Annotated in this window: 19 protein-coding genes; 15 read left to right on the top strand and 4 right to left on the bottom strand. The window is 69.0% G+C overall.

The genetic code is table 11. From position 1 onward, the window contains the following. Positions 1–613: 613 nt before the first annotated feature. The 3 genes from AC54T1_RS12600 to AC54T1_RS12590 are packed head-to-tail and all read right to left on the bottom strand — an operon-like array spanning position 614 to position 3,153. Positions 614–1,897 (bottom strand): LCP family protein, encoded by a 1,284-nt coding sequence (locus AC54T1_RS12600; RefSeq protein ID WP_496912153.1) that lies wholly within the window; start codon positions 1,895–1,897, stop codon positions 614–616. A gap of 49 nt (positions 1,898–1,946) precedes the next feature. Continuing rightward, entirely contained in the window at positions 1,947–2,378 is a 432-nt protein-coding gene (locus AC54T1_RS12595; protein WP_496912152.1) for a DUF2304 domain-containing protein, read from the bottom strand. 52 nt (positions 2,379–2,430) lie between these two features. Beyond that, complete coding sequence (locus AC54T1_RS12590; protein WP_496912151.1) at positions 2,431–3,153, bottom strand: glycosyltransferase family 2 protein; 723 nt, start codon at positions 3,151–3,153, stop codon at positions 2,431–2,433. 55 nt (positions 3,154–3,208) lie between these two features. On the opposite strand from AC54T1_RS12590, the gene AC54T1_RS12585 reads away from it, so the two are divergent. From AC54T1_RS12585 to AC54T1_RS12515, 15 genes are all read left to right on the top strand, one after another. Continuing rightward, complete coding sequence (locus AC54T1_RS12585) at positions 3,209–4,453, top strand: glycosyltransferase family 4 protein (RefSeq protein WP_496912150.1); 1,245 nt, start codon at positions 3,209–3,211, stop codon at positions 4,451–4,453. 9 nt (positions 4,454–4,462) lie between these two features. After that, positions 4,463–6,265 carry an ABC transporter ATP-binding protein gene (locus AC54T1_RS12580; protein WP_496912149.1) on the top strand — a complete coding sequence of 601 codons (1,803 nt, stop codon included), beginning with the start codon at positions 4,463–4,465 and terminating at the stop codon, positions 6,263–6,265. Continuing rightward, positions 6,262–7,683, top strand: coding sequence for a glycosyltransferase (locus tag AC54T1_RS12575; protein ID WP_496912148.1), 1,422 nt, complete (start codon positions 6,262–6,264; stop codon positions 7,681–7,683). The genes AC54T1_RS12580 and AC54T1_RS12575 overlap by 4 nt, the downstream gene beginning before the upstream one ends. Continuing rightward, on the top strand, positions 7,680–8,879 hold the full coding sequence (locus tag AC54T1_RS12570) for a glycosyltransferase family protein (protein ID WP_496912147.1): 1,200 nt from the start codon (positions 7,680–7,682) through the stop codon (positions 8,877–8,879). Before AC54T1_RS12575 ends, AC54T1_RS12570 begins: the two co-directional genes overlap by 4 nt. Continuing rightward, positions 8,876–10,051 carry a glycosyltransferase gene (locus AC54T1_RS12565; protein ID WP_496912146.1) on the top strand — a complete coding sequence of 392 codons (1,176 nt, stop codon included), beginning with the start codon at positions 8,876–8,878 and terminating at the stop codon, positions 10,049–10,051. The genes AC54T1_RS12570 and AC54T1_RS12565 overlap by 4 nt, the downstream gene beginning before the upstream one ends. 128 nt (positions 10,052–10,179) lie before the next feature. After that, positions 10,180–11,280 (top strand): DegT/DnrJ/EryC1/StrS family aminotransferase, encoded by a 1,101-nt coding sequence (locus AC54T1_RS12560; protein ID WP_496912145.1) that lies wholly within the window; start codon positions 10,180–10,182, stop codon positions 11,278–11,280. Positions 11,281–11,362: 82 nt separating this feature from the next. After that, on the top strand, positions 11,363–12,664 hold the full coding sequence (locus tag AC54T1_RS12555; RefSeq protein ID WP_496912144.1) for a nucleotide sugar dehydrogenase: 1,302 nt from the start codon (positions 11,363–11,365) through the stop codon (positions 12,662–12,664). Beyond that, complete coding sequence (locus AC54T1_RS12550; protein WP_496912143.1) at positions 12,661–13,635, top strand: glycosyltransferase family 2 protein; 975 nt, start codon at positions 12,661–12,663, stop codon at positions 13,633–13,635. Before AC54T1_RS12555 ends, AC54T1_RS12550 begins: the two co-directional genes overlap by 4 nt. Further along, positions 13,632–14,480 (top strand): glycosyltransferase, encoded by an 849-nt coding sequence (locus AC54T1_RS12545; RefSeq protein WP_496912142.1) that lies wholly within the window; start codon positions 13,632–13,634, stop codon positions 14,478–14,480. The genes AC54T1_RS12550 and AC54T1_RS12545 overlap by 4 nt, the downstream gene beginning before the upstream one ends. 55 nt (positions 14,481–14,535) lie before the next feature. Beyond that, positions 14,536–15,723 carry a UDP-galactopyranose mutase gene (gene glf, locus AC54T1_RS12540; protein ID WP_496912141.1) on the top strand — a complete coding sequence of 396 codons (1,188 nt, stop codon included), beginning with the start codon at positions 14,536–14,538 and terminating at the stop codon, positions 15,721–15,723. Next, positions 15,720–17,708 (top strand): glycosyltransferase, encoded by a 1,989-nt coding sequence (locus AC54T1_RS12535; RefSeq protein WP_496912140.1) that lies wholly within the window; start codon positions 15,720–15,722, stop codon positions 17,706–17,708. Before glf ends, AC54T1_RS12535 begins: the two co-directional genes overlap by 4 nt. Before the next feature lie 3 nt (positions 17,709–17,711). Continuing rightward, positions 17,712–18,569, top strand: coding sequence for an ABC transporter permease (locus tag AC54T1_RS12530; protein WP_496912139.1), 858 nt, complete (start codon positions 17,712–17,714; stop codon positions 18,567–18,569). A 3-nt stretch (positions 18,570–18,572) separates the two neighbouring features. Further along, positions 18,573–19,313 carry an ABC transporter ATP-binding protein gene (locus AC54T1_RS12525; RefSeq protein ID WP_496912138.1) on the top strand — a complete coding sequence of 247 codons (741 nt, stop codon included), beginning with the start codon at positions 18,573–18,575 and terminating at the stop codon, positions 19,311–19,313. A gap of 10 nt (positions 19,314–19,323) precedes the next feature. Continuing rightward, entirely contained in the window at positions 19,324–21,597 is a 2,274-nt protein-coding gene (locus tag AC54T1_RS12520; protein ID WP_496912137.1) for a hypothetical protein, read from the top strand. Beyond that, the gene (locus AC54T1_RS12515) at positions 21,590–22,582 is read left to right on the top strand and encodes a glycosyltransferase family 2 protein (protein WP_496912136.1); all 993 of its coding nucleotides are present in this window, start codon (positions 21,590–21,592) and stop codon (positions 22,580–22,582) included. Before AC54T1_RS12520 ends, AC54T1_RS12515 begins: the two co-directional genes overlap by 8 nt. 37 nt (positions 22,583–22,619) lie before the next feature. Here the strand turns inward: AC54T1_RS12515 and AC54T1_RS12510 are convergent, their stop codons facing one another. Further along, the gene (locus tag AC54T1_RS12510; RefSeq protein WP_496912135.1) at positions 22,620–24,695 is read right to left on the bottom strand and encodes a SpoIID/LytB domain-containing protein; all 2,076 of its coding nucleotides are present in this window, start codon (positions 24,693–24,695) and stop codon (positions 22,620–22,622) included. Positions 24,696–24,727 lie beyond the last annotated feature (32 nt).

Raw genomic sequence — 24,727 nt, 5'->3', positions numbered from 1 at the left:
CGGGACCGGTCCGGGGGCCCCGGGGAGAGCGGGTGCGCCAGGACGAACCTGTGCCGGCCGCGCCTGCACGCCGGCACGGCCAGCGGGTGGGACGGCAGGGACGGCGCCCGGCTGGCGGCCCCCGCTGCCCGCGCGGTCGGGACGCCCGGTCCCACGCGGCGGCTGAGCGGGAGGCATCCCGGCGGCCGAACGCGGTGCTGCCGGTGCGATCCGGGTCGCAGGGACGTCGCGGGGCTCGTTCCTCAGGGCGCCGGCGCGCCCAGCGTCGGGCTGGCGCCCGTCGTGCGGGGGCGCAGGCCGGAAGGAGACGGGTCTGCCCGGGTGCACGGCGGGCGGGACCGAGGACGGTCGTACGGGAGGGTCCGATGCCCGACGCTGCTCGCTCCCGGGTCGACGGGGTGACTGCTGGGCCGGGCCGGCCCCGCCACGGACGGGACGGGCTTCGGGCGCCGGTGACCCGTACGGGTCACCGGTTGCGCTCGTGGAGGCCCCGTCGCCCACCTCGAGGGCAGGATCCGTGCGCCGCGGGCGCCCCGGGCGGCCGGACTGGGGCGTGAAGCTCGGCGGCGGGACGTCGGGACGTCGCGGCTGGGTGGGTGGCATGAGCGTCCGATCAGGGGGTGCAGATGGCTGTCGTGTCTGCGGACGTGAAGGCTTCCTGCCCGGCCTTCTTCGTCTCGGTCTCCGTCGGTTCGGCCGGCTCGGCCGTCCCGCCGTCGGCCTCGACCGGGGGCTGCTGTTCGGTCGACGGCGGCGGGTCGACGACCCCCGGGGTGACGAGGGGCCGGTCCGCGCGCATGTTCTCCCACACCTTGTCCGCCTCCGACGTCCACACCACACGGTTGGGGTCGGACGGGGCGTCCATGACCGGGACCGTCATGAAGGTGATGTTCTCACGGGGGATGTTGCGCAGCGAGAACCCGAGGCCGACGATGTTCGAGATGTCGGAGTACTCCGGGCTGGCGGTGAGCGACGAGGTCGCACCGTTGAGGAACTGGAACAGCGCCGGGCTGTCCATGAGGACGTTCTTGTCGAGGACGGTCCGTGCCGTCGCCGCGAGCAGCTCCTGCTGGCGACCGATGCGCGTGAGGTCGGACCCGTTCATGTTGGCGCCCTCGCCCTTGCGGGCCCGGGCGAGCCCCAGCGCCTGCTGGCCGTTGAGCTCCTGCATCCCGGCCTCGAGGTAGAGGTCCGCCTCCTTGGAGACCGTCCGCTCGGGGATGCACATCGGGATCGGTCCGATGGCGTCGATCATCGTCTGGAAACCGGCGAAGTCGATGACCATGAACCCGGAGATCGGCACGTCGGTGAGGGTCTCGACGGTGTGCATGGTGCACGCGGCCGCCGAGTCCACGTTCTGGCCCTTGTCCCACCCGTAGGCGAACGCGCTGTTGAACATCGCGTCGTTCCGGGCGCGGACCGTGCCGTTGGTCGTGTTGCACTCGGGGATGTCCACGAGCGAGTCTCGGGGGATGGAGACGACATCGATCCGTTGCCGGTCGGCCGAGATGTGCATGATGATCGTCGTGTCGGACCGCATGCCGCCGTCCTCGTCCTCGCCCCCGATGCTCGCGTTGGCCCCGCTGCGGTCGTCCGAGCCCATGAGGAGGAGGTTGATCGGCAGGCCGGCGTCGGGATCCTCGGGATCAGGGGTGGGAGGTGCAGGCCGGTCGACGTCCGACAGGAGCGACGCGGCATCCACGGAGTCGATGTTGTTCTGGAGCGTGTAGTACACGGCGCCGGCGCCGGTGGCGACGAAGGCCAGCGCGCCCGTGACGACGAGTGCGAGCGCCCGCAGGACGTGGTGCGAGCGGGAAGGCCGCAGGTGAGCCGGGTGGCGGCGCTCCCGACGGCTCTCTCGGAGCTCGCTGCGGGACTGGGCGTCGGAGGTCGTCACGATCGGCAATCCTAGGCGGCTGCGCCCCTGCAGCGGGGGAAGGCCGGGGTCAGCCCGGTGGAGAGTTTGTGGAGAGGGTTTCCGGCGACCCGCTGGTGGGAGGTGGCGTGCCGTCGAGGGCGGGCCGGGGGACGCCGTACCCCGAACGGGCCTCGGCGAGCGTCAGCTCACGCGTCAGTCGCGTGATCTGGCTCGACATGCGGTTCATCCGCCGATGGTTGGTCGAGAGGTAGCTGAGGAAGCCAATGACCAGGGCGTAGAGGAGCAGGTCCGTGCCCCGGCCGACGCCCAGGGCGTTGGCGACCTTCGTGAGCACCTGCGGGAAGATGATCGACAGCGCGGAGACCGCGACGAACCCTGCGAGCAGCAGACGACGGATCGCCTGGTGCCGAGCTCCAGCGGTCGATCGGGTCAGCAAGAGGGTGACGAGCCCGACCGCCACGAGAAGGATGATCTGGATCAGTAGCGTGCGACTGCTCACGGTCGACCTCCGGTGGGAAAGCGATGTGCGCGACGGATGCGGGCGGCGGACACTATTTGAACAGGAGGTCGACGAGGATGTTGACGGAGTTCCACGCGGATTGCCCCTTCCCCTGGGAGTACTCGGTGTAGAGCACGTGCACGGGGTGCTCCTGCCACGGGAGACCTGTGCGGCCCAGCTGGAGGACGATCTCGCTCGCGTGAGCCATCCCGTCATGCGTCAGGTGGATGTGGCGGGCCGCGTCCGTGCGGATGGCACGAAGTCCGTTGTGTGCGTCGGTGAGCCGCATCCCGGTCGACTGCTTGGTGAACCAGACGGCGAACGTCAGGACAGCCTTCTTGACGAGGCCAGGCGTGGTCCTCTTGTCCAGGAAGCGGGAGCCGAAGACGATCGCCGCCTCACCCCGCGCGACGATATCGGCCATCTCGCAGGCGTCGGAGACCTGGTGCTGGCCGTCTGCGTCGAACGTGACGAGGCACCGGGCGTCGGTCTCCTCGCACACGAAGCGGATACCGGTCTGCAACGCGGCGCCCTGACCGAGGTTCGTCGCGTGCGTCACGACGCGTGCCCCGGCCTCCCGGGCCGTACGGCCCGATCCGTCCGTGCTCCCGTCGTCGACGCACAGGATGTTCGGGAAGACGGGAAGCGCCGCCCGGATGACCTCACTGATCACGGCGCTCTCGTTGTACAGGGGGATGACCAGCCAGTCGCGGCTGTGGTCCGGCGTCGCGTGAGGCTGCGGGAGCGTCGTCGTCTCGTCAGCGGGATCGGCCATGGCGACATTCTCGCACCGCCGGTCGGAGCCGAGCGCCCGGCGTAGATTTGCTCCCATGACGTCACGGCGGAGCCCCCACGTCCTTCTCGTGAGCCGGATCTTCGCGCCTGAGCCAGCGGCAGCCTCGTTCCGCCTCCGCGCGCTGGCAGACGCACTGGACGAGGCGGGGGCGCGGGTCGTGGTCCTCACGACACGTCCTGCCGCGTCGGTCCGGGCGGAGGACACCGGGACACGTCCTGGTGTCCAGGTGCGACGAGCGCCAGTGCTGCGGGACCGGTACGGGTATGTGCGCGGCTATGTCCAGTACCTGTCGTTCGACGTCCCGCTGTTCTTCAGGATCCTCCTCGCGCGACGCGTGGGCATCGTCGTGTGCGAACCCCCGCCGACGACGGGGATCGTCGTCCGGGCAGCCTGTGCACTCAGACGCGTTCCGTACGTCTACTACGCGGCCGACGTCTGGGCAGACGCTGCTGGGACGACGGGTGCCCCTGCGCTCGTCCTGCGTGTGCTGCGTGCGATCGAAGGATGGGCGTGGAGCGGTGCCGAGAGCGTCTTGTCGGTGTCGACGGGCGTGACCCGGCGCCTGGCGCAGCTTGGCGTGACGGATGGTGTGCGCGAGGTCGGCAACGGCATCGACGTCGTCTCCTTCTCCTCGGCGGGCGAGCGTGCGAGCATCGCGGAGGCGGACGAGCCGGATCTCGGCCCGAGCGCGTCCGATGCTGCTGCCCGTGTGCAGCCCGTGCCGTACTTCGTGTACGCGGGTACCGCCTCGGAGTGGCATGGCGCCGGGATCTTTGCGGATGCCATGACCCTTGTGAACCGTGCCCGTCCCGACGCACGCCTGGTGTTCATCGGGCAGGGTGCCGAGAAGAGCGCCATCGAGCACCGGGCTCGCCACCTCCCGGACGACGTGATCACCTTTCTGCCCCAGAAGCCGCCGGCAGAGGTCGCACGTTGGCTCCGTGGGGCCGTTGCGAGCCTTGCGAGCGTCCGGCCCGGGTTCGGATACGACTTCTCCTTCCCGACGAAGGTGTACGCCTCGCTCTCGTGCGGGACCCCCGCGCTCTATGCGGGTGTCGGGCCGGCGGGGGAGCTCCTGAGCGACGACGGGCTGGGGCGGGCCGTCCCGTACGACGTCGATGCCGTGGCAGAGGCGATGCTGTCCATCCTCGAGGCGGACGACGCTGAGGATCAGCGCGCAGAGGGCAGGGCACGACGTTCCCGCTGGGCCGCCGACCATGCCTCCCTCAGCACCGTTGCCCGGTCGGCCGCGTCCGTCGTGCTCACAGCGCACCGATAGGCTCGGGCCATGTCTGCTCTGTGGCGCACGGTGCGTGAGGTCCTGCCGGTCCTCCCGCCAGGTAGTGGCAGGTTCCTCGTGCTGTTCGCTGTTCTCTCCGGGGCCTCGTCCATCCTCGACGTGGCCGCGCTGGGACTGCTGGCCCTGTGTCTCGCGCCGATGATCGCCGGGTCGTCCGTCACTCTTCCTCTGCTCGGGACGCTGTCCGAGCCGGAGGACTTCGCGATCGTCCTCCTCCTGGTCGGCATCCTCATCGTCGGGAAGTCGATCTTCCAGATCACGCTCCAGTGGTTCGCGACCCGCCGGTTCGCGACGTTCGAGCTCGCGATCAGTCGCGAGCTCCTGCGAGGGTTCTTCGCGTCCCCGTGGACGGACCGTTTGCAACGCAACTCCACGGAGCTCGTCCGGTCGACCGACGTCGGGGTCGCCACGACCGTCTCGGGGGTACTGATCCCGTTCGCGATGCTCGCTGGGGAGCTGTGCACCTTCATCGCGGTCCTTGCGGTGCTCCTCGTCGCCGCGCCCGTCATGGCGCTCGCCACCGTCGTGTACTTCGGACTCATCGGTGCCGTCCTGCTGCGCTGGATCCTGCGCAAGTCGGTCGAGGCGGGACGCGTCAACCGCAGCTATTCCACGCGCTCGGCCCGCCTGCTCAGCGAGATGGTCCAGTCCCTCAAGGAGATCACCCTGAGGGGCAAGGCCGAATCGGTCACCGAGCTCGTGCTGGCAGTCCGGCAGCGGAGCTCGCAGGCTCGGGCGAACATGTCGTTCCTCGCGGTTGTTCCGCGATACGTGCTGGAGGCGGGCCTCGTCGGAGGCTTCGTGCTCGCCGGTGGGATCGGCTACCTCACCGGGGGCGCAGCGGGCGCCCTGAGCTCAGTCGCGCTGTTCGGCGTCGCCGGTTTCCGGATCATCCCGTCACTGACGCGGTTCCAAGGAATCATGTCGCAGACGTCCGCCGCCCTGCCCTTCGCTCAGACAGCCATCAAGGACATCAAGCGCGGACGGGAATACCTGGAGGCGCGGACGACGAGGCCAGAGCAGGTCGAGGTGCCTCGCGATGCCACCTACCTCGAGCTCGACGCTGTGACGTTCACCTACCCGTCCGCCCGAGCCGCCGCGATCCGGGACGTCACGTTGCGGATCCCCTTCGGGCGCTCCGTCGCGCTCGTCGGAGCCTCCGGCTCTGGGAAGACCACGTTGGTCGACGTCATCCTCGGACTGCTCGAGCCGTCCGACGGGGAGATCCGCGTAGGAGCGGTGCCCTTGCCGCACGTCCTCGATGCGTGGCGGTCCCGGATCGGCTACGTCCCGCAGGACGTGTCGCTGTTCGACGCCACCGTCGCCCAGAACGTCGCGCTCGAATGGGACGACGCTCTCGTGGACAAGCCGAAGGTCCGCCAGGCGCTGGGGCGCGCCCAGGCGCTCGACGTCGTCGAGGAGCGCAGCAAGGGGATCGACTCGCCCGTCGGCGAACGTGGGATCGGCCTGTCCGGCGGGCAGCGCCAGCGCCTGGGCATAGCGCGGGCGCTCTACAGCGATCCTCACGTGCTGGTGATGGACGAGGCAACCAGTGCTCTCGACACGGCCACAGAGGCGGCGGTCACCCGGGCCATCGCCGAGCTCCGCGGAGAGGTGACGCTCATCGTCGTCGCTCATCGCCTCTCGACGATCCGGCACAGTGACATCGTCTGTTTCATGCGCGAGGGGGAGCTCGTAGCCCACGGCACGTTCGACGAGGTCGTGGCGGCGGTCCCGGACTTTGCGCAGCAGGCTGCGCTGGCGGGCCTCGCGCGGGAGCGGACCGCGTGACCGGGGCAGACGGCTCGACGCAGGTGCGCCTTGCTGCGGACGGAGAGAGACGACCCAGGATCGCGATCCTCGTCTACAACGACTGCCACGCAGACACGCGTGTCCTGAAGACTGCGGCCACGCTCGTCCAGGCTGGCGCGGACGTCCGGATCTTCGCGGTGGCTCGCCCCTCTGCGGGGCGTCCCGCCGAGGTGGTGCGGCTGCCGTCGGGAGCTGTCCGCGAACGCCTGCAGCTGTTCCAGGTGAGCGTCGTGCTCGAACCCGTGGCCCGGATCTACCGTCGGTGGGTCCCCGCGGTGGCCGACGTGCCGCAGCCGGCTCGCCAGGGGAGCGCCGACGGCGGTCCGGTCGGCCGCACGCCGGCGCCCGTCGGATCGCGCTCGCGCATGACGCGGGCGCTCACGTGGCTCCTCCAGCCGCTGCGCGCCGTCGTCCTCGTCTCCTACTGGCAGCGCGCCGGGGCCGCTGCTCGCCGGTGGCGACCGGACGCCGTGCACGCCAACGATGCGAACACCCTGCCACCTGCGGTGTCCGTCGCACGGGCGCTGGGAGTGCCGTTCGTGTACGACTCGCACGAGCTGTGGTTGCACCGCAACGTCGTCGGCCGCAGGCCCGTGGCTGCGGTCGTGGAACGTCTCGTCGAGCGGCACGGGATCCGGCGCGCCCGAGCAGTCATCACCGTCTCTCCCAGCATCGCCGCTCACCTCACGGAGCGGTACCGGCTCACGCAGGAACCGGCGCTCGTCCGGAACATCCCGCCCTCGACCCAGAGCACGAGCGATCCCGTCCGGGGAAGGCTCCGCAGCCTCGCGGGCCTGCCGCCCGACGTGAGAGTCCTTGTCTACGGTGGGCGGATCACCACCAACCGGGGGCTGGAAGAGACGATCGCGGCGCTCGGAGAGCTGGCCGCGGACGTCCATCTCGTGGTGCTCGGATACGGGACGCCCGCGTACGTCGCCGATCTTGTCGATCGCGCCGAGCGGGCAGGGGTAGCAGCGCGCGTGCACTTCGTCGGCAGCGTCCCCTCAGCCGAGGTGACGACGGCCCTCGCAGACGCAGACGCGGCGGTCGTCTTCGTCCGGCCGACGTGCTTGAGTTACCGGTGGTCGCTTCCCAACAAGCTGTTCGAGTCGATCCACGCAGGCCTGCCCGTCGTCGCTGCTGATCTTCCGGACACCCGAGCGATCGTGGAGCAGTACGAGGTCGGTGAGATCTTCTCCTCGGACGAGCCGGTGGTCATGGCTGCGACGATCGTGCAGGTGCTGCGCGACGCGCCGCGCTACCGGGAGGCGTCCCGGCGGGCGGCCTCCGAGCTCACGTGGGAGGTCGAGTCTTCGCGGCTGCTCGGCGTCTATCGCCGTGTGCTCGCAGGAGCCCGGCCAGGTGTCCGTCCCACCAGCGACGGGGATCGGACATGACCGGCCAGGATCCGTCGACCGTCCTGCCCACGGTCGTGGTGCTCTCCTTCTCGCCCATCGCGCGCGACCCCCGGGTGCTGCGCCAGGTCCGGCTCCTCGAGGGGCGCGCGGAGGTCGTGACGTGCGGCTACGGCCCCGCTCCGGGAGGTGTTGCCCGTCATGTGCAGGTGCCGGACGACCTCGGCCCCTGGCGCGTCGGCCGGGCGGGACGGGTGATCGCGGCCGCGCTGCTCGGTCTTCGCCGTCACGACCGGTTGTATTTCCGCTCGCCTCGCGTGCGGTTCGTCCTGGCCGCCCTGCCGCCGGGATCGATGGACGTGATCGTCGCCAACGATGCTCTCGCGGCCCCGCTCGCGGTGACCCTGCAGCCACGGCTGGGTGTCCACAGCGACCTGCACGAGTACGCGCCGCGCCAGGGGGAGGACCGGCTCCTCTGGCGACTCCTCGTGCAACCGCTCATGGTGTGGGCGTGCCGGTTCGTCCGGAGCACCGACTCGGTGACGACGGTCGCCCAAGGCATCGCCGACGAGTACGAGCGGGAGTTCGGCGTCCGCGCTCGCGTGGTCCCGAACGCGGCGCCGCACCACGAGGACATCGAGCCGACCCCCGTGGGGGCGCCGATACGTCTCGTTCATGTGGGTGTCGCCGGTCGGGGCCGTCGTCTGGAGACCATGATCGATGCGGTGGGCCTCGTCCAGCGGCAGCGTCCGGGATCGATCACGCTCGACGTCGTCCTGGCCCCGGGGGACCCCGCATACATCGCGGAGCTCGAGGCTCGCGCAGCCGCCGTGGGCCCCACTGTCCGGGTGCTCCCACCCGTGCCGTTCGAGCACATCATCCCGATGCTGAGCCGGTACGACGTCGGCGTCTTCGTCTGCCCGCCGAGCACGTTCAACCTGCTGCATGCCCTGCCCAACAAGCTGTTCGAGTACGTCCAGGCGCGCCTCGGCGTGCTCATCGGGCCGTCGCCGGAGATGGAGCGGATCGTCCGCGCGAACGGTGTCGGGGCGATCACCGACGGCTTCGAGGTGCACGACGTCGTCCGTGCGCTCGAGGCGCTCACCCCTGCCGCGGTCCGACAGTACAAGGAGGCGAGCCATGCGAGTGCCCGGAGTCTCAGCGCCGAGCAGCTGTCGGCCCCCTGGCTCCAGGCCGTGAACGCTCTGGTGGCGAGCGGACGGGGCTCAGCGGGATGACCGTCGACCCGTCGGTGCGCGCAGGCGCTCGCCGCCCACGCATCCTCGCGATCTCCCTGACTCCGATCTCCTCCGACGCGCGCGTGCTGCGGCAGGTCGGCGTTCTCGCCAGGCACGGCGACGTGACGACGGTGGGCTTCGGTCCCGCCCCGCGGGGGGCCTCCGAGCACCTCCGTGTGCCCGACGGCGCACCGACGCTCCCGCAGACCGTCCGCGGCGTCGCGTTGCTCGCTCTGCGGCGTCACGCCTCGGTCGAGCTGCTCGCGCCCGCGGTGCGCCACGCGCTGGAGGCGCTCGACGGACGCACGTTCGACCTCGTCGTCGCGAACGACGCACGGGTTCTCGGTCTGGCGCACGCGATCGCTGCACGCAACGGGGCGCGGGTGTGGGCCGACATGCACGAGTGGGCCCCCGAGGAGCGCACCCACGTGACCTCCTGGCGGGTGCTCGTCGCCCCCTTCATGACGCACCTGTGCGCCACTTACCTCCCCCGCAGCGGTGCCGTCACGACGGTCTGCGACTCGATCGCCGACCTGTACCGCGAACGGTTCGGGGTGGTGACCCAGGTGATGCGGAACTCCTCGCCCTTCCAGGACCTCGCGCCGAGCGCCGAGGTCCCGGACGTCGTCCGGCTCGTCCACAGCGGCGCCGCCGTCCACGGCCGTAACCTCGAGGCGATGCTCGACGCCGTCATCGGGCTCGGAGACGGGTACACCCTCGATCTCTACCTCATGCCAGGTGGGGACCGGGGCCGTTACCTCGCCGAGCTCCGTGAGCGTGCTGCGGGCTGCCCGAGGATCCGGTTCCGCGACCCCGTCGCGCCCGAGGCCCTGCCCAGGACGCTCAACAGCTACGACGTCGGGGTGTTCTGGGTCCCACCGGTGCACACCAACGCGCGTCTGACACTGCCGAACAAGTTCTTCGACTACGTCCAGGCGCGTCTCGCCGTGGCCGTCGGACCCAGCGTGGAGATGGCGCGGCTCGTCGAGCAGCACCGGCTCGGAGTGGTCAGCGAAGGCTTCACCGTCCCCGAGTGCATGGCGTCCCTGCGGTCGATGGACCGTGCAGCGATCCGATCGGCAAAGGCAGCGGCGGACGCCGCCAGTCCCCTGCTGTCGTTCGAGAAGGACGCCGCCGTCGGCGACGCGATCGTCGCGTCGTTGCTCAGTTGAGGGCGCGCGGGGCGGGGGCTGGGTGGCGATCGGGTGAGGGTATTGTTTCGGGCAAGCAGGCACGTGCACTGCTTCTCACGTGCTAACACGACACCAGCGGTTATCGCCGCCCAGAGAGGTGAGTCTGAATGAGCCAGGACTTCGTTCCCGCTGCCAAGCCCATCGTCGGTGACGACGAGAGGGCTGCGGTCGACCGCGTGCTCCGGAGCGGCATGATCGCCCAGGGGCCGGAGGTTGCGGCGTTCGAGAAGGAGTTCTCCGAGGTGCTGCTCGACGGCCGACTCGCGGTGGCCGTGAACTCGGGCACGGCGGGCCTCCACCTGGGCCTCCTGGCTGCTGGCATCGGCCCCGGGGACGAGGTCATCGTCCCGTCCTTCACGTTCGCGGCGACCGGGAACTCCGTCGCACTGACGGGTGCCACCCCGGTGTTCGCGGACATCGATCCGGTGACCTTCTGCCTCTCGGTCGAGAGCGTACGTGCGTCGATCACGGAGCGGACGCGCGCCATCATGCCTGTCCACCTCTACGGGCACCCTGCGGCCATGGCGGAGCTCGGCGCGCTCGCCGCCGAGCACGGTCTCATGGTCTTCGAGGACGCTGCCCAGGCGCACGGGGCGTCGCTGGACGGCCAGCCCGTAGGAACGTTCGGCACCTTCGGCATGTTCAGTCTCTACCCGACGAAGAACATGACCTCGGGCGAGGGGGGCATGGTCTCCTGCGCTGACGAGACCATCGCGCGCAACGTCCGGCTCCTGCGCAACCAGGGGATGGAGCGGCAGTATGCGAACGAGGTCATCGGCTTCAACGCACGGATGACGGACATCCACGCCGCCATCGGCCGCGTCCAGCTGGAGAAGGTCAAGGGCTGGACGGCGCAGCGCCAGGCGAATGCCGCGTTCCTCGACGAGAACCTGGAGGGAGTCGTGACGCCGTCGGTCGCCCCCGGGGCCGTCCACGTCTACCACCAGTACACGATCCGGGTCGCGGAGGACCGCGACCGCATCGTCACCGCACTCAAGGACGAGCACCAGGTGGGTTCCGGCGTCTACTACCCGATCCCCAACCACCGGCTGGAGAGCCTCGCGCCCTTCGCGCCCGGCCTGGACCTGCCGGAGACGGAGCGCGCGGCCCGCGAGGTCATCTCGCTGCCCGTGCACCCCTCCCTCACCCAGGAGCAGCTGGACCGGATCGTCGTCGGCGTCAACACCCTTGTCGGCGCAGGCGCCTGAGGCCAGACGCGCGTCGGACCTGTCGAGCTTCCCGTACCGCCAGCACGCGGCGGACGGCCCCACCTGTGTCGGAGAGCATGCTATGCGCATCGCAGTCGTAGCCCTGGGAAAGATCGGCCTCCCACTCGCCGTCCAGTTCGCGAGCCGCGGGCACGAGGTCGTGGGCGTCGATGTGAACGCGAGGGTCGTCGCCGAGGTGAACGCGGGTCGTGCGCCGTTCCCTGGTGAGCCGTTCCTGGCCGAGATGATCGGCGAGGCGGTCGGTTCCGGGTCGTTGCGAGCGACGTCGGACTATGGCGACGCGATACCTGGTGCGGACGTCGTCGTCATCGTCGTCCCGTTGTTCGTCGACGAGGCGACCGCGGATCCGGACTTCTCGCTCATGGACTCCGCGACCAGGTCGATGGCGGAGCACCTTTCACCCGACACGCTCGTCTCGTACGAGACGACGCTCCCGGTGGGAGTGACCAGAGGCCGTTGGAAGCCGATGATCGAGTCGGTCTCGGGGCTCGTGGAGGGGACGGACTTCCACGTCGTCTTCTCACCCGAGCGGGTGCTCACGGGTCGGGTCTTCGAGGACCTGCGCCGTTATCCGAAGCTCATCGGTGCCCTCAGCCCGGCGGGGGCCAGCCGCGCGACGACGTTCTACGAGGCCGTCCTCACGTTCGACGAGCGGGCGGATCTCGACCGGCCCAACGGCGTCTGGGACCTGGGGTCGGCCGAGGCCGCCGAGATGGCGAAGCTCGCCGAGACGACCTACCGCGACGTGAACATCGGTCTGGCCAACGAGTTCGGTGCCTTCGCAGAGAAGGTCGGCATCGACATCTACGCCGTCATCGACGCCTGCAACTCGCAGCCGTACAGCCACATCCACCGCCCGGGCATCGCCGTGGGTGGCCACTGCATCCCTGTGTACCCGCGGCTCTACCTCTCGGTGGACCCGGACGCCTCGATCGTCCGGACGGCTCGTGCGGTGAATGCAGCTGCGCCGGAACGCGTGGTGGCGCGCGCCGAGGAGATGCTGGGTTCAATGGACAGCCTCACTGTCGTCGTCCTGGGTGCCGCGTACCGAGGCGGGGTCAAGGAGACGGCCTTCTCCGGCGTGTTCTCCACCGTCGCGGCCCTCGAGGCTCGTGGCGCGAGCGTGCGTGTCCATGACCCCATGTTCTCGGACGAGGAGCTCGCGGGGTTCGGGTTCGTCAGCCACCGGCTCGGAGACCGCGTCGACGTCGTCCTGATCCAGACCGACCACGCGGAGTACCGCGAGCTCGGGCCCGCGGACTTCCCAGACGTCAAGCTGCTCGTCGACGGTCGCCGGCTCAGCGACCGGGCTGCCTGGGCGGGCGTGCCCCGGTATGTCGTCGGTGAGGGGGGTGCCGCGTGAGCCTGGCCCCTGCGCCACGCGTCGCTGCGGTCATCGTCGCCTACAACCGTCGCGACCTCCTCCGCCACGCCCTGGATGCCGTGCAGGCTCAGACCGTGCCGGTCGACCGCGTGCTCGTCGTCGACAACTTCTCGGAGGACGACTCGGCGGAGGTCGCCGCCGACCACCCGGTCGGCGCGCGTGTGGTGCGGCTCCCGCGCAACACGGGTGGAGCAGGTGGCTTCGCCGTGGGGATGGCCGTGGCCCTCGAGAGCGACGGCGAGGCCAGCCGGCCCGCGCCCGACTGGCTCTGGCTCATGGATGACGACACGATCCCGAACCCCACCGCGCTGCAGGAGCTGCTTGCTGCCGCCGAGAGCTACGACGGGCCCGTGGAGATCCTCGGGAGCAAGGTGGTGTGGCACGACGGGCGTGAGCACCCGATGAACACGCCGCGGCGCCGGCCCGGGGCGAGTGCCGAAGCGATCCAGCGAGCCACTCGATCGCGGGCCGTGCCGATCCGTTCCTCCTCGTTCGTCTCGATGCTGGTCTCCGCCGATAGCGTCCGCACGCACGGCCTGCCCATCGCGGACTACTTCATCTGGAACGACGACTTCGAGTACTCGTGCCGGGTCCTTCGCCGAGGGACGGGTCTGCATGTGCCATCGAGCGTCGTGGAGCACCGCACGAAGACCTTCGGAGGCATCGACGCCGACCCGGGGGAGCGCTTCTACTACGAGGTGCGCAACAAGGTATGGATGATCTCCCGCTCGTCGGCGCTCACGCCCTTCGAGCGCGTGCTGTACACGGGAGCGTCCGTGCGCCGGTGGCTGCGGACGATCCGACGCTCGCGTCGCCGCACGGTCCTGTTGCGTGCCGGGGCCCGGGGGCTGCGGGACGGGGTCCTGCGCGCGCCACGGGCGACGGAGCGCGCGCTCACCGGGCTCGGGCCCGCCAGCTCGGCGGTCACGAGCCTCGAGGGTGCCCGGTGACGGAGGAACAGTTCTCGGTGCTCCTGCCCGTGTACAAGGGCGACAGGGCCGATCACCTGCGCCGCGCATTCGAGTCGGTCACGACGGGACAGACCCTCAAGCCTGCGGAGGTGATCATCGTCCGCGACGGGCCGGTCGGCACCGACGTGGCGAACCTCCTCGACCAGCTGGTCGCCCAGAGTTCCGTGCCGACCCGGGTCGTGGCGCTCGCGACGAACGTGGGTCTGGCGCGCGCGTTGGAAGCCGGCATCCGTGAGTGCGCTCATGAGATCGTCGCGCGGATGGATGCCGACGACATCGCGATGCCTGAGAGGTTCGCACGGCAGGTGCCGCTCGTTGCGGGCGGGCTCGACATCGTCGGTGCCGCTATCCGTGAGTTCGCGGACGAGGCCCAGCCCGGGGTGCTCCGATCGCCGCCCGTGGGCGAGGCAGAGATCGCCGCGAGGTCACGCTTCGTCTCGCCCTTCAACCACCCGACGGTCGTGTACCGCAAGCAGGCCGTCGCTGATGCGGGCGGCTACGAGGACCTCCCGCTCATGGAGGACTACTGGTTGTTCGCCCGGATGCTCGCGAGCGGCGCACGCGCCGCGAACGTGCCGGAGTCCCTCCTGCTCTACCGCGTCGGCGCCGGAGCATACAAGAGGCGCGGCGGCGTGATGATCCTTCGTTCGGAGATCGCTCTGCAACGTCGGTTCCGCGCGATCGGCTTCACGACGCGGCGGCAGGCGGCCCGGAACATCGCTCTTCGCGGCTTGTACCGGTTGGTCCCGGAGGGCCTGCGGCGCGCGGCCTACCGTCGCTTCCTCCGCCTCCGCACGGTGACCGGGCACTCGCACCGCGTCTGAGGTCCCCGCCGTAGCAGTTAACCTAGTGTGCTGAGTACCGACAAGAGGAGTGTGCGTGGACGCGGACCTGGTAGTCGTTGGATCTGGATTCTTCGGGTTGACCGTCGCTGAGCGAGTCGCATCGCAGCTCGGGCGCAAGGTGCTGGTCATCGACCGTAGGGACCACATCGGGGGGAACGCCTACTCGGCCAACGAGGTCCAGACGGGCATCGAGGTCCACCGGTATGGGGCACACCTGTTCCACACCTCGAACGAGCGTGTGTGGGCCTATGTCAACCAGTTCACGGCGTTCACGGACTACGTGCACCGCGTGTACACCACCCACAAGGGCGAGGTCTACCCGCTGCCGATCAACCTCGGCACCGTCAACCAGTTCTTCCGGTCCGCCCTCGGTCCCGACGCCGCGCGCGCTCTGCTGCGCGAACAGGCTGCAGAGCTGGGCGACCGCGTCCCGACGAACCTCGACGAGAAGGGGATCTCCCTGATCGGTCGCCCGTTGTACGAGGCGTTCATCCGGGACTACACCGCGAAGCAGTGGCAGACGGACCCGAAGGACCTGCCTGCCAGCATCATCTCCCGGCTCCCGGTGCGGTACACCTATGACAACCGGTACTTCAACGACCGGTACGAGGGACTGCCCGTCGACGGATACACGCGATGGATCGAACGCATGGCTGATCACCCCAACATCGAGGTCCGCCTCGGGGTCGACTTCTTCGACGAGACCCAACCTGTCAACAAGGGCAACGTCGTCGGCAACGTGCCGGTGGTCTACACGGGCCCGGTCGACCGGTACTTCGACTCCAGCGAGGGTGACCTCTCCTGGCGCACCCTCGACTTCGAGGAAGAGGTCCTGCCGATCGGGGACTTCCAGGGAACGTCGGTGATGAACTACGCCGACGCCGAGGTCCCGTACACGCGCATCCACGAGTTCCGGCACTTCCACCCCGAGCGGGACTATCCGTCGGACAAGACCGTGATCATGAGGGAGTTCTCGCGCTTCGCAGAGAAGGCGGACGAGCCCTACTACCCGATCAACACCGCGACGGACCGGCAGCGCATCAAGGCCTACCGCGGCCTCGCCAGCGGGGAGAAGGACGTGCTCTTCGGTGGGCGCCTCGGGACGTACCAGTACCTCGACATGCACATGGCCATCGGGTCGGCCCTGAGCATGGTGGACAACACCCTCGCACCGCACTTCGAGAAGGGTGCTGCGATCGTGGGCGGGAGCGACGAGGCATGAGCACGCTCACGCAGCCGACCGGCTCCACCGTCACACGCGTCCTGCAGCGCGTCGTCCTGCCCATCGAGCCGGACCGGGACATCCTTCCGCTCTACGTGGAGGGGGGCCAAGGCGCGGTCGCCCCCGTCCGCCAGTCCGGCTCGGGGTCGAACGATGCGTCCCGGGAGGGACAGTCGGCACCCGCAGGCAGGGAGACGCTCAGCCAGATCGTCTCGCGTCGCAGCTTCACGATCCCCCCGTCGCGGCAGTCCTCGTTCGGGACGTACTTCAACGCCTTCCCCGCCAGCTACTGGCGACGGTCGACCATCGTCGACCAGGTCACGCTGCGCGTCGTGCTGCAGGGCGAGGCCACGGTGGTCGTCTATCGCTCCAATGCCAAGGGAAACGTCTATCGCGTCGATTCGCAGCGCACGGTCGAACCCCACAGCAGCACCGAGCTGGTGTTCACGCTGCCGCTGGCGAGCTTTGCCGACGGCGGGTGGTACTGGTTCGACATCGTCGCGGGTCAGGACGGAGCGGAGCTCGTGTCCGGGCAGTGGGAGGCTCAGGTGCCGCCCGACCGCGCGACCAGTGGCACCGTGTCGGTCGCCATCACGACGCTCAACCGCCCCGACGACGTCGTCGCGCTGCTCGACCAGCTGGGAGCCGACGACGCCCTGCTGTCGATCCTGGACGAGGTCATACTCGTCGATCAGGGAAATCAGCACCCGGCCGACCGCGACGGCTTCCGTGAGGCGGAGGAGCAGCTCGGCGGGCGTCTGCGCGTGATCGAGCAGGCCAACCTCGGCGGCTCGGGTGGTTTCTCACGTGGCATGAGCGAGACGATCGACGCCGGCCGCAGTACCTATGTCCTCATCTCTGACGACGACGTGCGGACGGAGCCGGAAGGCATCGTGCGTGCGGCGGTGTTCGCAGACCTGTGCCGGAAGCCCACGATCGTGGGCGGTCACATGTTCTCGATGTACGACCGTTCCTACCTGCACTCGATGGGTGAGCGCATCCAGCCGTGGCGTTTCTGGTGGGGTCCGGCCCTGCCAGGATCGGAAGGTCACCATCTCGACCGCACGTCGCTCCGTTCCTCGCGCGAGCTCCATCGTCGGGTCGACGTCGACTACAACGGCTGGTGGATGACCCTCATCCCGACCGCGGTCATCCGCGAGATCGGTCTGTCGCTCCCGCTGTTCATCAAGTGGGACGACGCTGAGTACTCGTTGCGTGCGCGCGAGGTGGGCGTGCCGACAGTGACGCTGCCGGGGGCGGCTGTCTGGCACGTGCCGTGGACCGACAAGGACGACAGCCTCGACTGGCAGGCGTACTACCACGAGCGCAACCGCTTCGTCGCTGCGCTGCTGCATTCGCGGTACGAGCGTGGCGGCCGGCTCGTCCGCGAGTCGTTCATCCACCAGGTGCGACACCTTCTCGCTTCCCAGTACTCCGTGGCGGCGCTACGGATCATGGCGCTGGAGGACCTCCTGACGGGTCCCGAGCACCTCCACCGCGACCTCGCGACCCGTCTGCCCCAGATCCGGGCCGTCCGCGCCGCACATCCGGACTCGGTCGTCGAGAAGGAGCCCGACGCGTTCCCGCCTCCCCGCCTCGCGAAGATGTCGCGACGGGGCGAGGCAGTGCGTGCCCCGGAGAGCCGGATCGGTCTGCTCAAGTTCGCTGCCAAAGGTGCGGTCAAGCAGCTCTTGCCGACCCGGGAGTCCGCATCCGAGCACCCGGAGGCGGAGATCCACGCTGTCGATGCCAAGTGGTGGCTGCTCGCGCAGTTCGACTCGGCGGTCGTGTCGACGTCCGACGGTTCGGGTGCCGCGTGGTACCACCGTGATCCCAAGCGTTTCCGGGAGCTCCTTCAGCGGTCCGTCGTTCTGCACGAGCGAATCCTGCGTGACTGGCCAGAGCTGTCGTCGCGGTACAAGGCGGCGATCGACGAGATGGCCGGCCAGGATGCGTGGAAGCAGACGTTCCGGGGAGAGCGTTAGCCCGTGATCGACGCCGAACTCGCCACTCCCGGCCGGGGGAGAGGTCTCCTCAGCGTGCTCTCGCACCGCTACCTCCTCCGACTGATCGTCCGCAAAGAGCTTCGAGTCCGCTATCGCGGCTCCGTTCTCGGCATGGCCTGGTCGTACGTGAAGCCAGCCGTGCAGTTCGTGGTCTTCTACTTCGCGATGGGCGTGTTCCTCAAGCTCAACGACGGGATGGAGTACTTCGCGATCTACCTCTTCTCGGGGATCGTGGTCATCAACTTCTTCTCCGAGGCGTTCGGCAACGCCACTCGGACGCTCGTGTGGAACGCGCCGCTGATCAAGAAGATCTACCTTCCGCGTGAGCTCTTTCCCGTCAGTGCGATCCTCGTCGCCATACTGCACTTCCTGCCCCAGCTCGTGGTGCTGCTGGTCGGGGCGGTGTTCGTCGGGTGGCGACCCTCGCTCCTGGGCGTGGGTGCTGCACTCCTGGGGTTCCTCATCGTCGCCATCCTCGCGCTCGGACTGGGAATGCTCTTCGGCTCCGTCAACGTGTACCTGAGGGACGCGGAGAACTTCGTCGACCTGCTGCTGCTCATCGCCACGTGGGCGTCGCCCGTCCTGTACCCGGCGAGCCGTGTGCGGGAGGTCCTCGTCGACCAACCGCTCCTCCTCGCCGTCTATCAGGCGAATCCCATCACCGTCGCGGTCGAGCTCTTCCACTACGCGTTCTGGTATCCCGTGGCGGGCGACAGCGCATTCACCATGCACGACCCAGTGACGACGATCGTCAGCGGTGCCACCCTCGCCTTGCTCGTACTGCTCCTGGGACAGATGGTCTTCCGTCGTCTTGAGGGCCGGTTTGCTCAGGAGTTGTGATCTATGAAGTCAGGTAGCCGGCCCGTCAGCATCGAGGTCGCGGGCGTGACGAAGGAGTTCACGCTCCGTCACCAACGCTCGATGAAAGAGCTCCTGGTCGCGTCGATCAAGGGGAAGGACCTGTCCAACTCGTTCAAGGCCCTCGACGGGATCGACCTCGAGGTGTCCGAGGGCGAGACGGTGGGGCTCCTCGGGTTCAACGGATCAGGGAAGTCGACCCTGCTCAAGCTCATCGCGGGCGTGATGCTCGCCGACAGCGGATCCATCCGTACCCGCGGTCGGGTCGCTGGTCTCATCGAGGTGGGTGCCGGCTTCCACCCGGACCTGACCGGTCGCGAGAACGTCCGTATGAACGGAGCGATCCTGGGCATGTCGGAGTCCCAGATCGCCGAGAAGTTCGACGAGATCGTCGCGTTCTCCGAGATCGAACGCTTCATCGACACCGAGGTGAAGTTCTACTCCTCCGGCATGTTCCTGCGCCTTGCCTTCGCGGTCGCCGTCCACTCCGACCCTGAGGTGTTCTTGATCGACGAGATCCTCGCGGTGGGGGACGAGCCCTTCCAGCAGAAGTGCCTGGCGAAGATCCGGTCACTCTCGGCGGAGGGCAGGACCTTGCTGATCGTCAGCCACGACCTCGACATGGTCGCGGAGCTGTGCGAGCGCTCGGTGCTGCTCGAGAAGGGTGTGATCGTGGACGACGGTGGCAGCCGGGAGATCGTCGAAAGGATGCGAGCCAATGGTTAGGGAGACAGGTGTGGCTGCGCCCCGCCCGCACGGCGGGTCGGTGGAGGTCGCTCAGGGCGCACACGACGACGTCGACCCGGCCGAGCGCACCGCGCCCGCGGCGGGGGCGCCTCGGGAGTCGCGGGCGCGACGGAGCCTGCCCGTGGTCTCGATGCTGGGTGTCCTGCTCGTGGCACTCCTGCTGCCGTTGCGCAACGTGCGCAACTTCTACTACTGGGACGACACTGCGGGCGCCGCAGTGGGGGTGTGGCAGCGCGTCGCGGACCAGGTCCTCGCGGGTGAGTTCCCACTCCTCCAGCTGGACATGTGGCGGGGGGGCAACTTCGCGGCCGAGGCCGCGACGGGCATGTGGAACCCCGTGATGCTCTTCCTCATGGTCGTCACCCATCCGCTCGACAACGTCGCGGCGGCGATCACTCTCGCGAAGTTCGCGCTGTTCGTCATCCTCGCGGTGGGGGTGTACCTGCTGGCGCGGGAGTACTCCGCGTCGCGCTGGATCGCAGCCGCCGCCGGTCTGACGCTGTCGTTGACCGGCTACACGCTGTTCATGGACGGGACGTCCTGGATCAACGGGCTCGCCATCTCGGCCTTCACGCCGTGGCTCTGGTGGGCTGTTCGTCGGCACCTCGACGGCCGGGGCTCGATCCTCGTGCCGATCGTCATGGGCTTCCTGCTCGTGTCGACCGGGAACCCGTACGGCATGCTCGCCTTCGGCGCTGTGCTCGCCGCTGAAGCCGTCGAGCTCGTCTTCCGCCGCCACTACGCGCGCCTGTGGGTGATCGGCGCGCAAATGGCGATCGGCCTGCTCAGCGCGGTCGTGATCTACCTTCCCTTCCTGCTGACGTCCTCCGTCGGGATGCGGGCAAACAGCATCACGGCCAACGACGAGTTCATGGCACTCGGGCTGAGCGACCTCCTCGGCATGAGCACTCCCGGCTTCCAGCCGTACGTGACCATGTTCGGTGAGCCGTACATGACGTTCCCCGCTGCGTACATCGGATGGTTCGTCCTTCCGCTTCTCCCGTGGCTCCGGTGGCGGGAATCGGCCTCGAAGTGGCGCGAGTGGTCCGGTATCAGTGCCTTCGGGATCTTCTACCTCTTGCTCGTTCTCGGGCCCTCGCAGATCTGGATGTTCCGCTGGCCCGCCCGTCTGGTGCCGTTCTTCTCGCTCGCTCTCGTCCTGGTCTTCGCGATGCTGCTGAGCTCCGGCCTGGCCCGGGACCGCCGTCCGATGCGGTGGTCGCTGACCGGCGCAGCGATCTTCCTCGGGGCGTGGCAGGGCTACTCCGACCGCCCGGAGCACAGCACGTGGATGATCGTCGGCGCGCTCGGCGTCGCGCTCCTGACAATCGCGTTCGTGCGTCTCGGGTCGACCGGTGCGCGCGGGTTCGGCGTGATCGCCGCAGGAACCGTGGGTGTCGTGCTCGTGCAGACCTACTGGATGCCGTCGAACGCGAACGTCGCCGACTACGACTTCCCGGAGTCGCGGTCCGAGATGATCGAGAACTTCGACGGCCGCTACGAGGGGCTCACCGTCCAGATCAGCAACTATTACCAGCTGCCGCCGGGGACGGCGGACGCTGAGGGTGCATGGCAGGACATGCTGCTGGGTAACACGTACTCGGTGTCGGGGGTGGAGTCCACGACGGCATACACGGGTATCGGCTTCAACAAGCATGACGGAGCCCTGTGCCTGAACTACCAGGGAATGACGTGCCCGCAGGCCTGGGACGCTCTCTGGGAGGAGCCGGTGGGCGAGAACGCGACCCTGGCGGACCTGCTCGGGGTGCAGACCGTCGTCGTCCAGAAGGACTACGTGGACGTGGAGGACACCCCCTCCGGGTGGCATGTGGTCGACGAGACGGAGTTCGTTCGCGTCTTCGGGCGTGACGAGCCGCTGCTGGACGGCACGGGCCGGGTGACGGTCGTCGACGGTGACGTGACGGTGTCCGACGACGCGGAGCACGGGGATCGGCGTGAGACTCTCGCGGTGTCGTCCGGTCCTGATGGCGGGACGATCACCTTCTCGCGTCTCGCGTGGCCGGGCTACACGGCCACGCTTGACGGTGCCGAGCTCGAGACGGCGATCGGGCCCGCGGGACTCCTGCGGGTCGAGGTGCCGCCGAATATGCCCACGGGCGAGATGGAGCTCACGTTCACTCCGCCGGGTCTGAAGGTGGGTCTGTTGGCCCTCGGCCTGGCTGGCACCGGAGCTGTCGGTCTGCTGGTCCACGAGCGGCTGACGTCGCGGAGAAGAATGTCGAAGGAGTCGGAACATGCATGAAGGTGCCCTGACGGACCAGGTCGCAGCGGCGCGCCGACCACTGGTGAGCCTCATCGTCCCTGCGTACGACGAGGCGGACGGTGCGGCGGAGATCGTCTCCTTCTACCGCGAGGTCGTCGCGGCGTACGAGGCATACCGGTTCGAGCTCATCGTTGTCGACGACGGTTCGACCGACGGGACCGCCGAGGCCGTCGCGGCGCACCTCAGAGGTGGTCCGGACGACGCGAAGATCGTGAGGTTGTCGCGAAACTTCGGGTCGCACGCGGGGATCACCGCCGGACTGGAACATGCCGCCGGTGATGCGGCGCTCACGCTCAGTGCCGACCGGCAGGAGCCGCTGGAGGCGGTGGGGCAGTTCCTCGAGACGTGGGCCGACGGCGCAGACCTCGTCTGGGGACTGCGATCTGTGCGGGCGACGCGGAAGGGGCCGAGCGAGACGTTCGCGACGACGTTCTCGAGGGTCTACAACAAGGCCTCGGACGTGCCGACGTACCCCCAGGAGGGCCCGTCACAGATCCTCGTGACGCGTGCTGTGATCGACGTGCTGCTTCGTATGCCCGAGCGCAACAGGAACGTGCTTGCCATGGCTGCGTGGACGGGATTCGACCAGCGCAAGATCTTCTTCGAGCAGCTCCCGCGACCCCACGGGGTGAGCAAGTGGACGTCGTCCAAGAAGATCAAGCTCGTCATCGACTCCTTCGTCGAGTTCTCCGCGGCGCCGATCCGCTGGCTGGCCCTGTGCGGCGTCGGTATGGGCGTGACAGGTGTGCTGCTGCTGCTCATCGGGCTCGTGCTGCTCGTCGTGCCGGGCGCGTCCGCCGAAGCGGCGGTCCTCGTCTCGGGCGTCGTCCTCGGGGTCGGGGGAATGAACATGTTCGCGCTCGGCGTCGTCGGCGAGTACGTCTGGCGCGCCGGTGATGACGCGCGTCGTCGTCCGCTGTACATCGTCCGGTCGGTGGAGAACGTCGGTCCCGCCGCCGCGTGACCTCGGGGTGACCGTGCCGGGCACGGTCACCCGGGGGTCAGAGGATGGCTGCGTGCATGTTCCAGCCCGTTCCGACGTCCCGACCAGGCTGGACCGCCCCGCCCGCCCCGAGTGGGTAGGAGCGCAGCGTTCCCGCCCCTTGCGAGGGCTCGCGGACGAGCAGGGACGTACCGCCGCCGCCCAGGCTCGCTCCGCCGATGATCATGTCGAAACTGCCCCACCCGCTGTTGATCCAGCGGGCCGCGGTGATCCCCCCGCCGGGAGCGACGCTGTACAAGAAGAGGGATCCGGTGGACGCCTCTCGGGCGACGAGGTCCGGAACCGCGTCGCCGGTGAGATCGCCGACACCGACGATCGCGTTGTGTCTCTGCCATCCGGTGTTGACCTTCGTCCGGGTGAGCGACCCGGCAGGAGCGGGCTGGCGCCACGTGTAGAGGTAGAGGTCACCTGTCGCTGTCTCGCGTCCGTAGAGGTCCGGGAGTCCGTCGCCGGTGACGTCCCCGACGGCGACGAGCGTGTCGAGCGTGTGCCATCCTGAGCCCGCCGAGAAGGGGCTCAGGGCTGTGCCCGAACGCGTGAGCGGATAGATCCACAACAGGCCCGTAGCGGCCTCACGAGCCACGATGTCCGGCACCCCGTCTCCCGTGAGGTCGCCGAGGAGCAGGACGTAGTCGTGCATCTGCCACCCGGTCCCGACAACCGTCGAGGCGGCGAGGGAGCCGTCCGGCGTGCCTGGGTACAGCAGGAGTCGGCCGTCGGACCCCACCCGACCGAGGACGTCGGGGAGCCCGTCCCCGGTGATGTCGCTGACCATGCCCGACGACGTCTGGGCAATGACGGGCGGTGCGACATACGTGCCCGAGAACCATTCCGACTTCAGTCCGAGCGCGCTGCGGAAGGCGGCACCTGTGACGACACGGGATCCACCGGTTCCCTCCACGCGGACGGATGTTGCGCGCCCTCCCCACTCCCCGTTGCCGTCCCGTGACAGGACGACGACGGCCGTCGCGGTGCCGATCCCGGGGAACGCGGAAGACATCCGGGCGGAGGAGATGGTGACGCTCCAGCTGTTGGCGTCGTTCGGGATCAGCCCGTCGTACGGATCGGCCTTCGCGGGCATGTAGGAGTACGAGGTCGCGCGCGTCCACCCCCCGTTCGAGGCGCTGAACTGCGTGAAGGCGTAGCTGAACGGACCGCCGGTGATGAGGACCTGGTTGGCGGTCGCGGCGATCGCCGTGCTCGTCGCAGCGTTCTCGTACGACTCCACGAGCCTTCCGTCCATCGTGTACCGCGCGAGTCCGCGGTACACCTGGCACGCGGTCGTGTCGCACGTCTGCTGGATTCCGGACCGCGAGTGCCGCTCGTAGGAGGCGTACGTCCGCGCTGCCACCGCTTGTGCCCCGAGCGCCTGCTGGTGCCACGAGGCGGGCATCTCCGAGGGAACGACGGAGCGAAGGTAGTCCTCCATGGCCACGGTGTTGATCGTCGTCACTGCACTGGCGGTCCGCAGGGCGCCGACGAAGCCGCGGTATGCACGGCGCTCGTACGCAGGTGTGACGAGGCGGACGATGCCCGTGCTCGACTGGAACGACGCGAAGGTCCCGGCGATCGTCGATCCGTACGGCTTCCACGAGCCGCTCGTCGAGTCCGTGTACGAGACAGCGAGGCCGGCCCCCGACGGTGCCAGACGCCAGGAGAGCACGGGCGCCCCACCTCCGACCTGCGTCGGGAGGGCGACGACTCCGGCGTCGGTACGCAGGCTCATCGCGCCACTCGTGTCGACGACGACCTCGCCGGGCCGAGTGGCCGGGGCGGACAGGCTCACGCGGATGTCCGAGTTGGGCTGGCCCGTGAGTACCGTTCCGGGATAGTAGAACGCGAGGATCTGCGCGGTGGTCAGGCCGCTGCGCGCGGCGCCGTAGGCCCCCCACTGCGAGAGCCCGTTCCCGTGCCCGTATCCATGGCCCTTGAGGACGAAGGTCCCGCCCGAGCCCGGCACGATGCGGTCCTCGGCAGACGCGGGCGGGGCGATGATGAGGAGCGTCGCGGCGACGAGCGCTGCGGCGATGCGCCGGACCGTGGTGTGTCTGGGCTTCGGGGGGGATGAGGTCACGCTGCTAGGATCCCATAAGCCAATGAGAGGAA

It is taken from the genome of Sanguibacter sp. Z41_6 (assembly GCF_059621145.1).
This window is presented reverse-complemented; position numbering and strand designations above follow the sequence as displayed.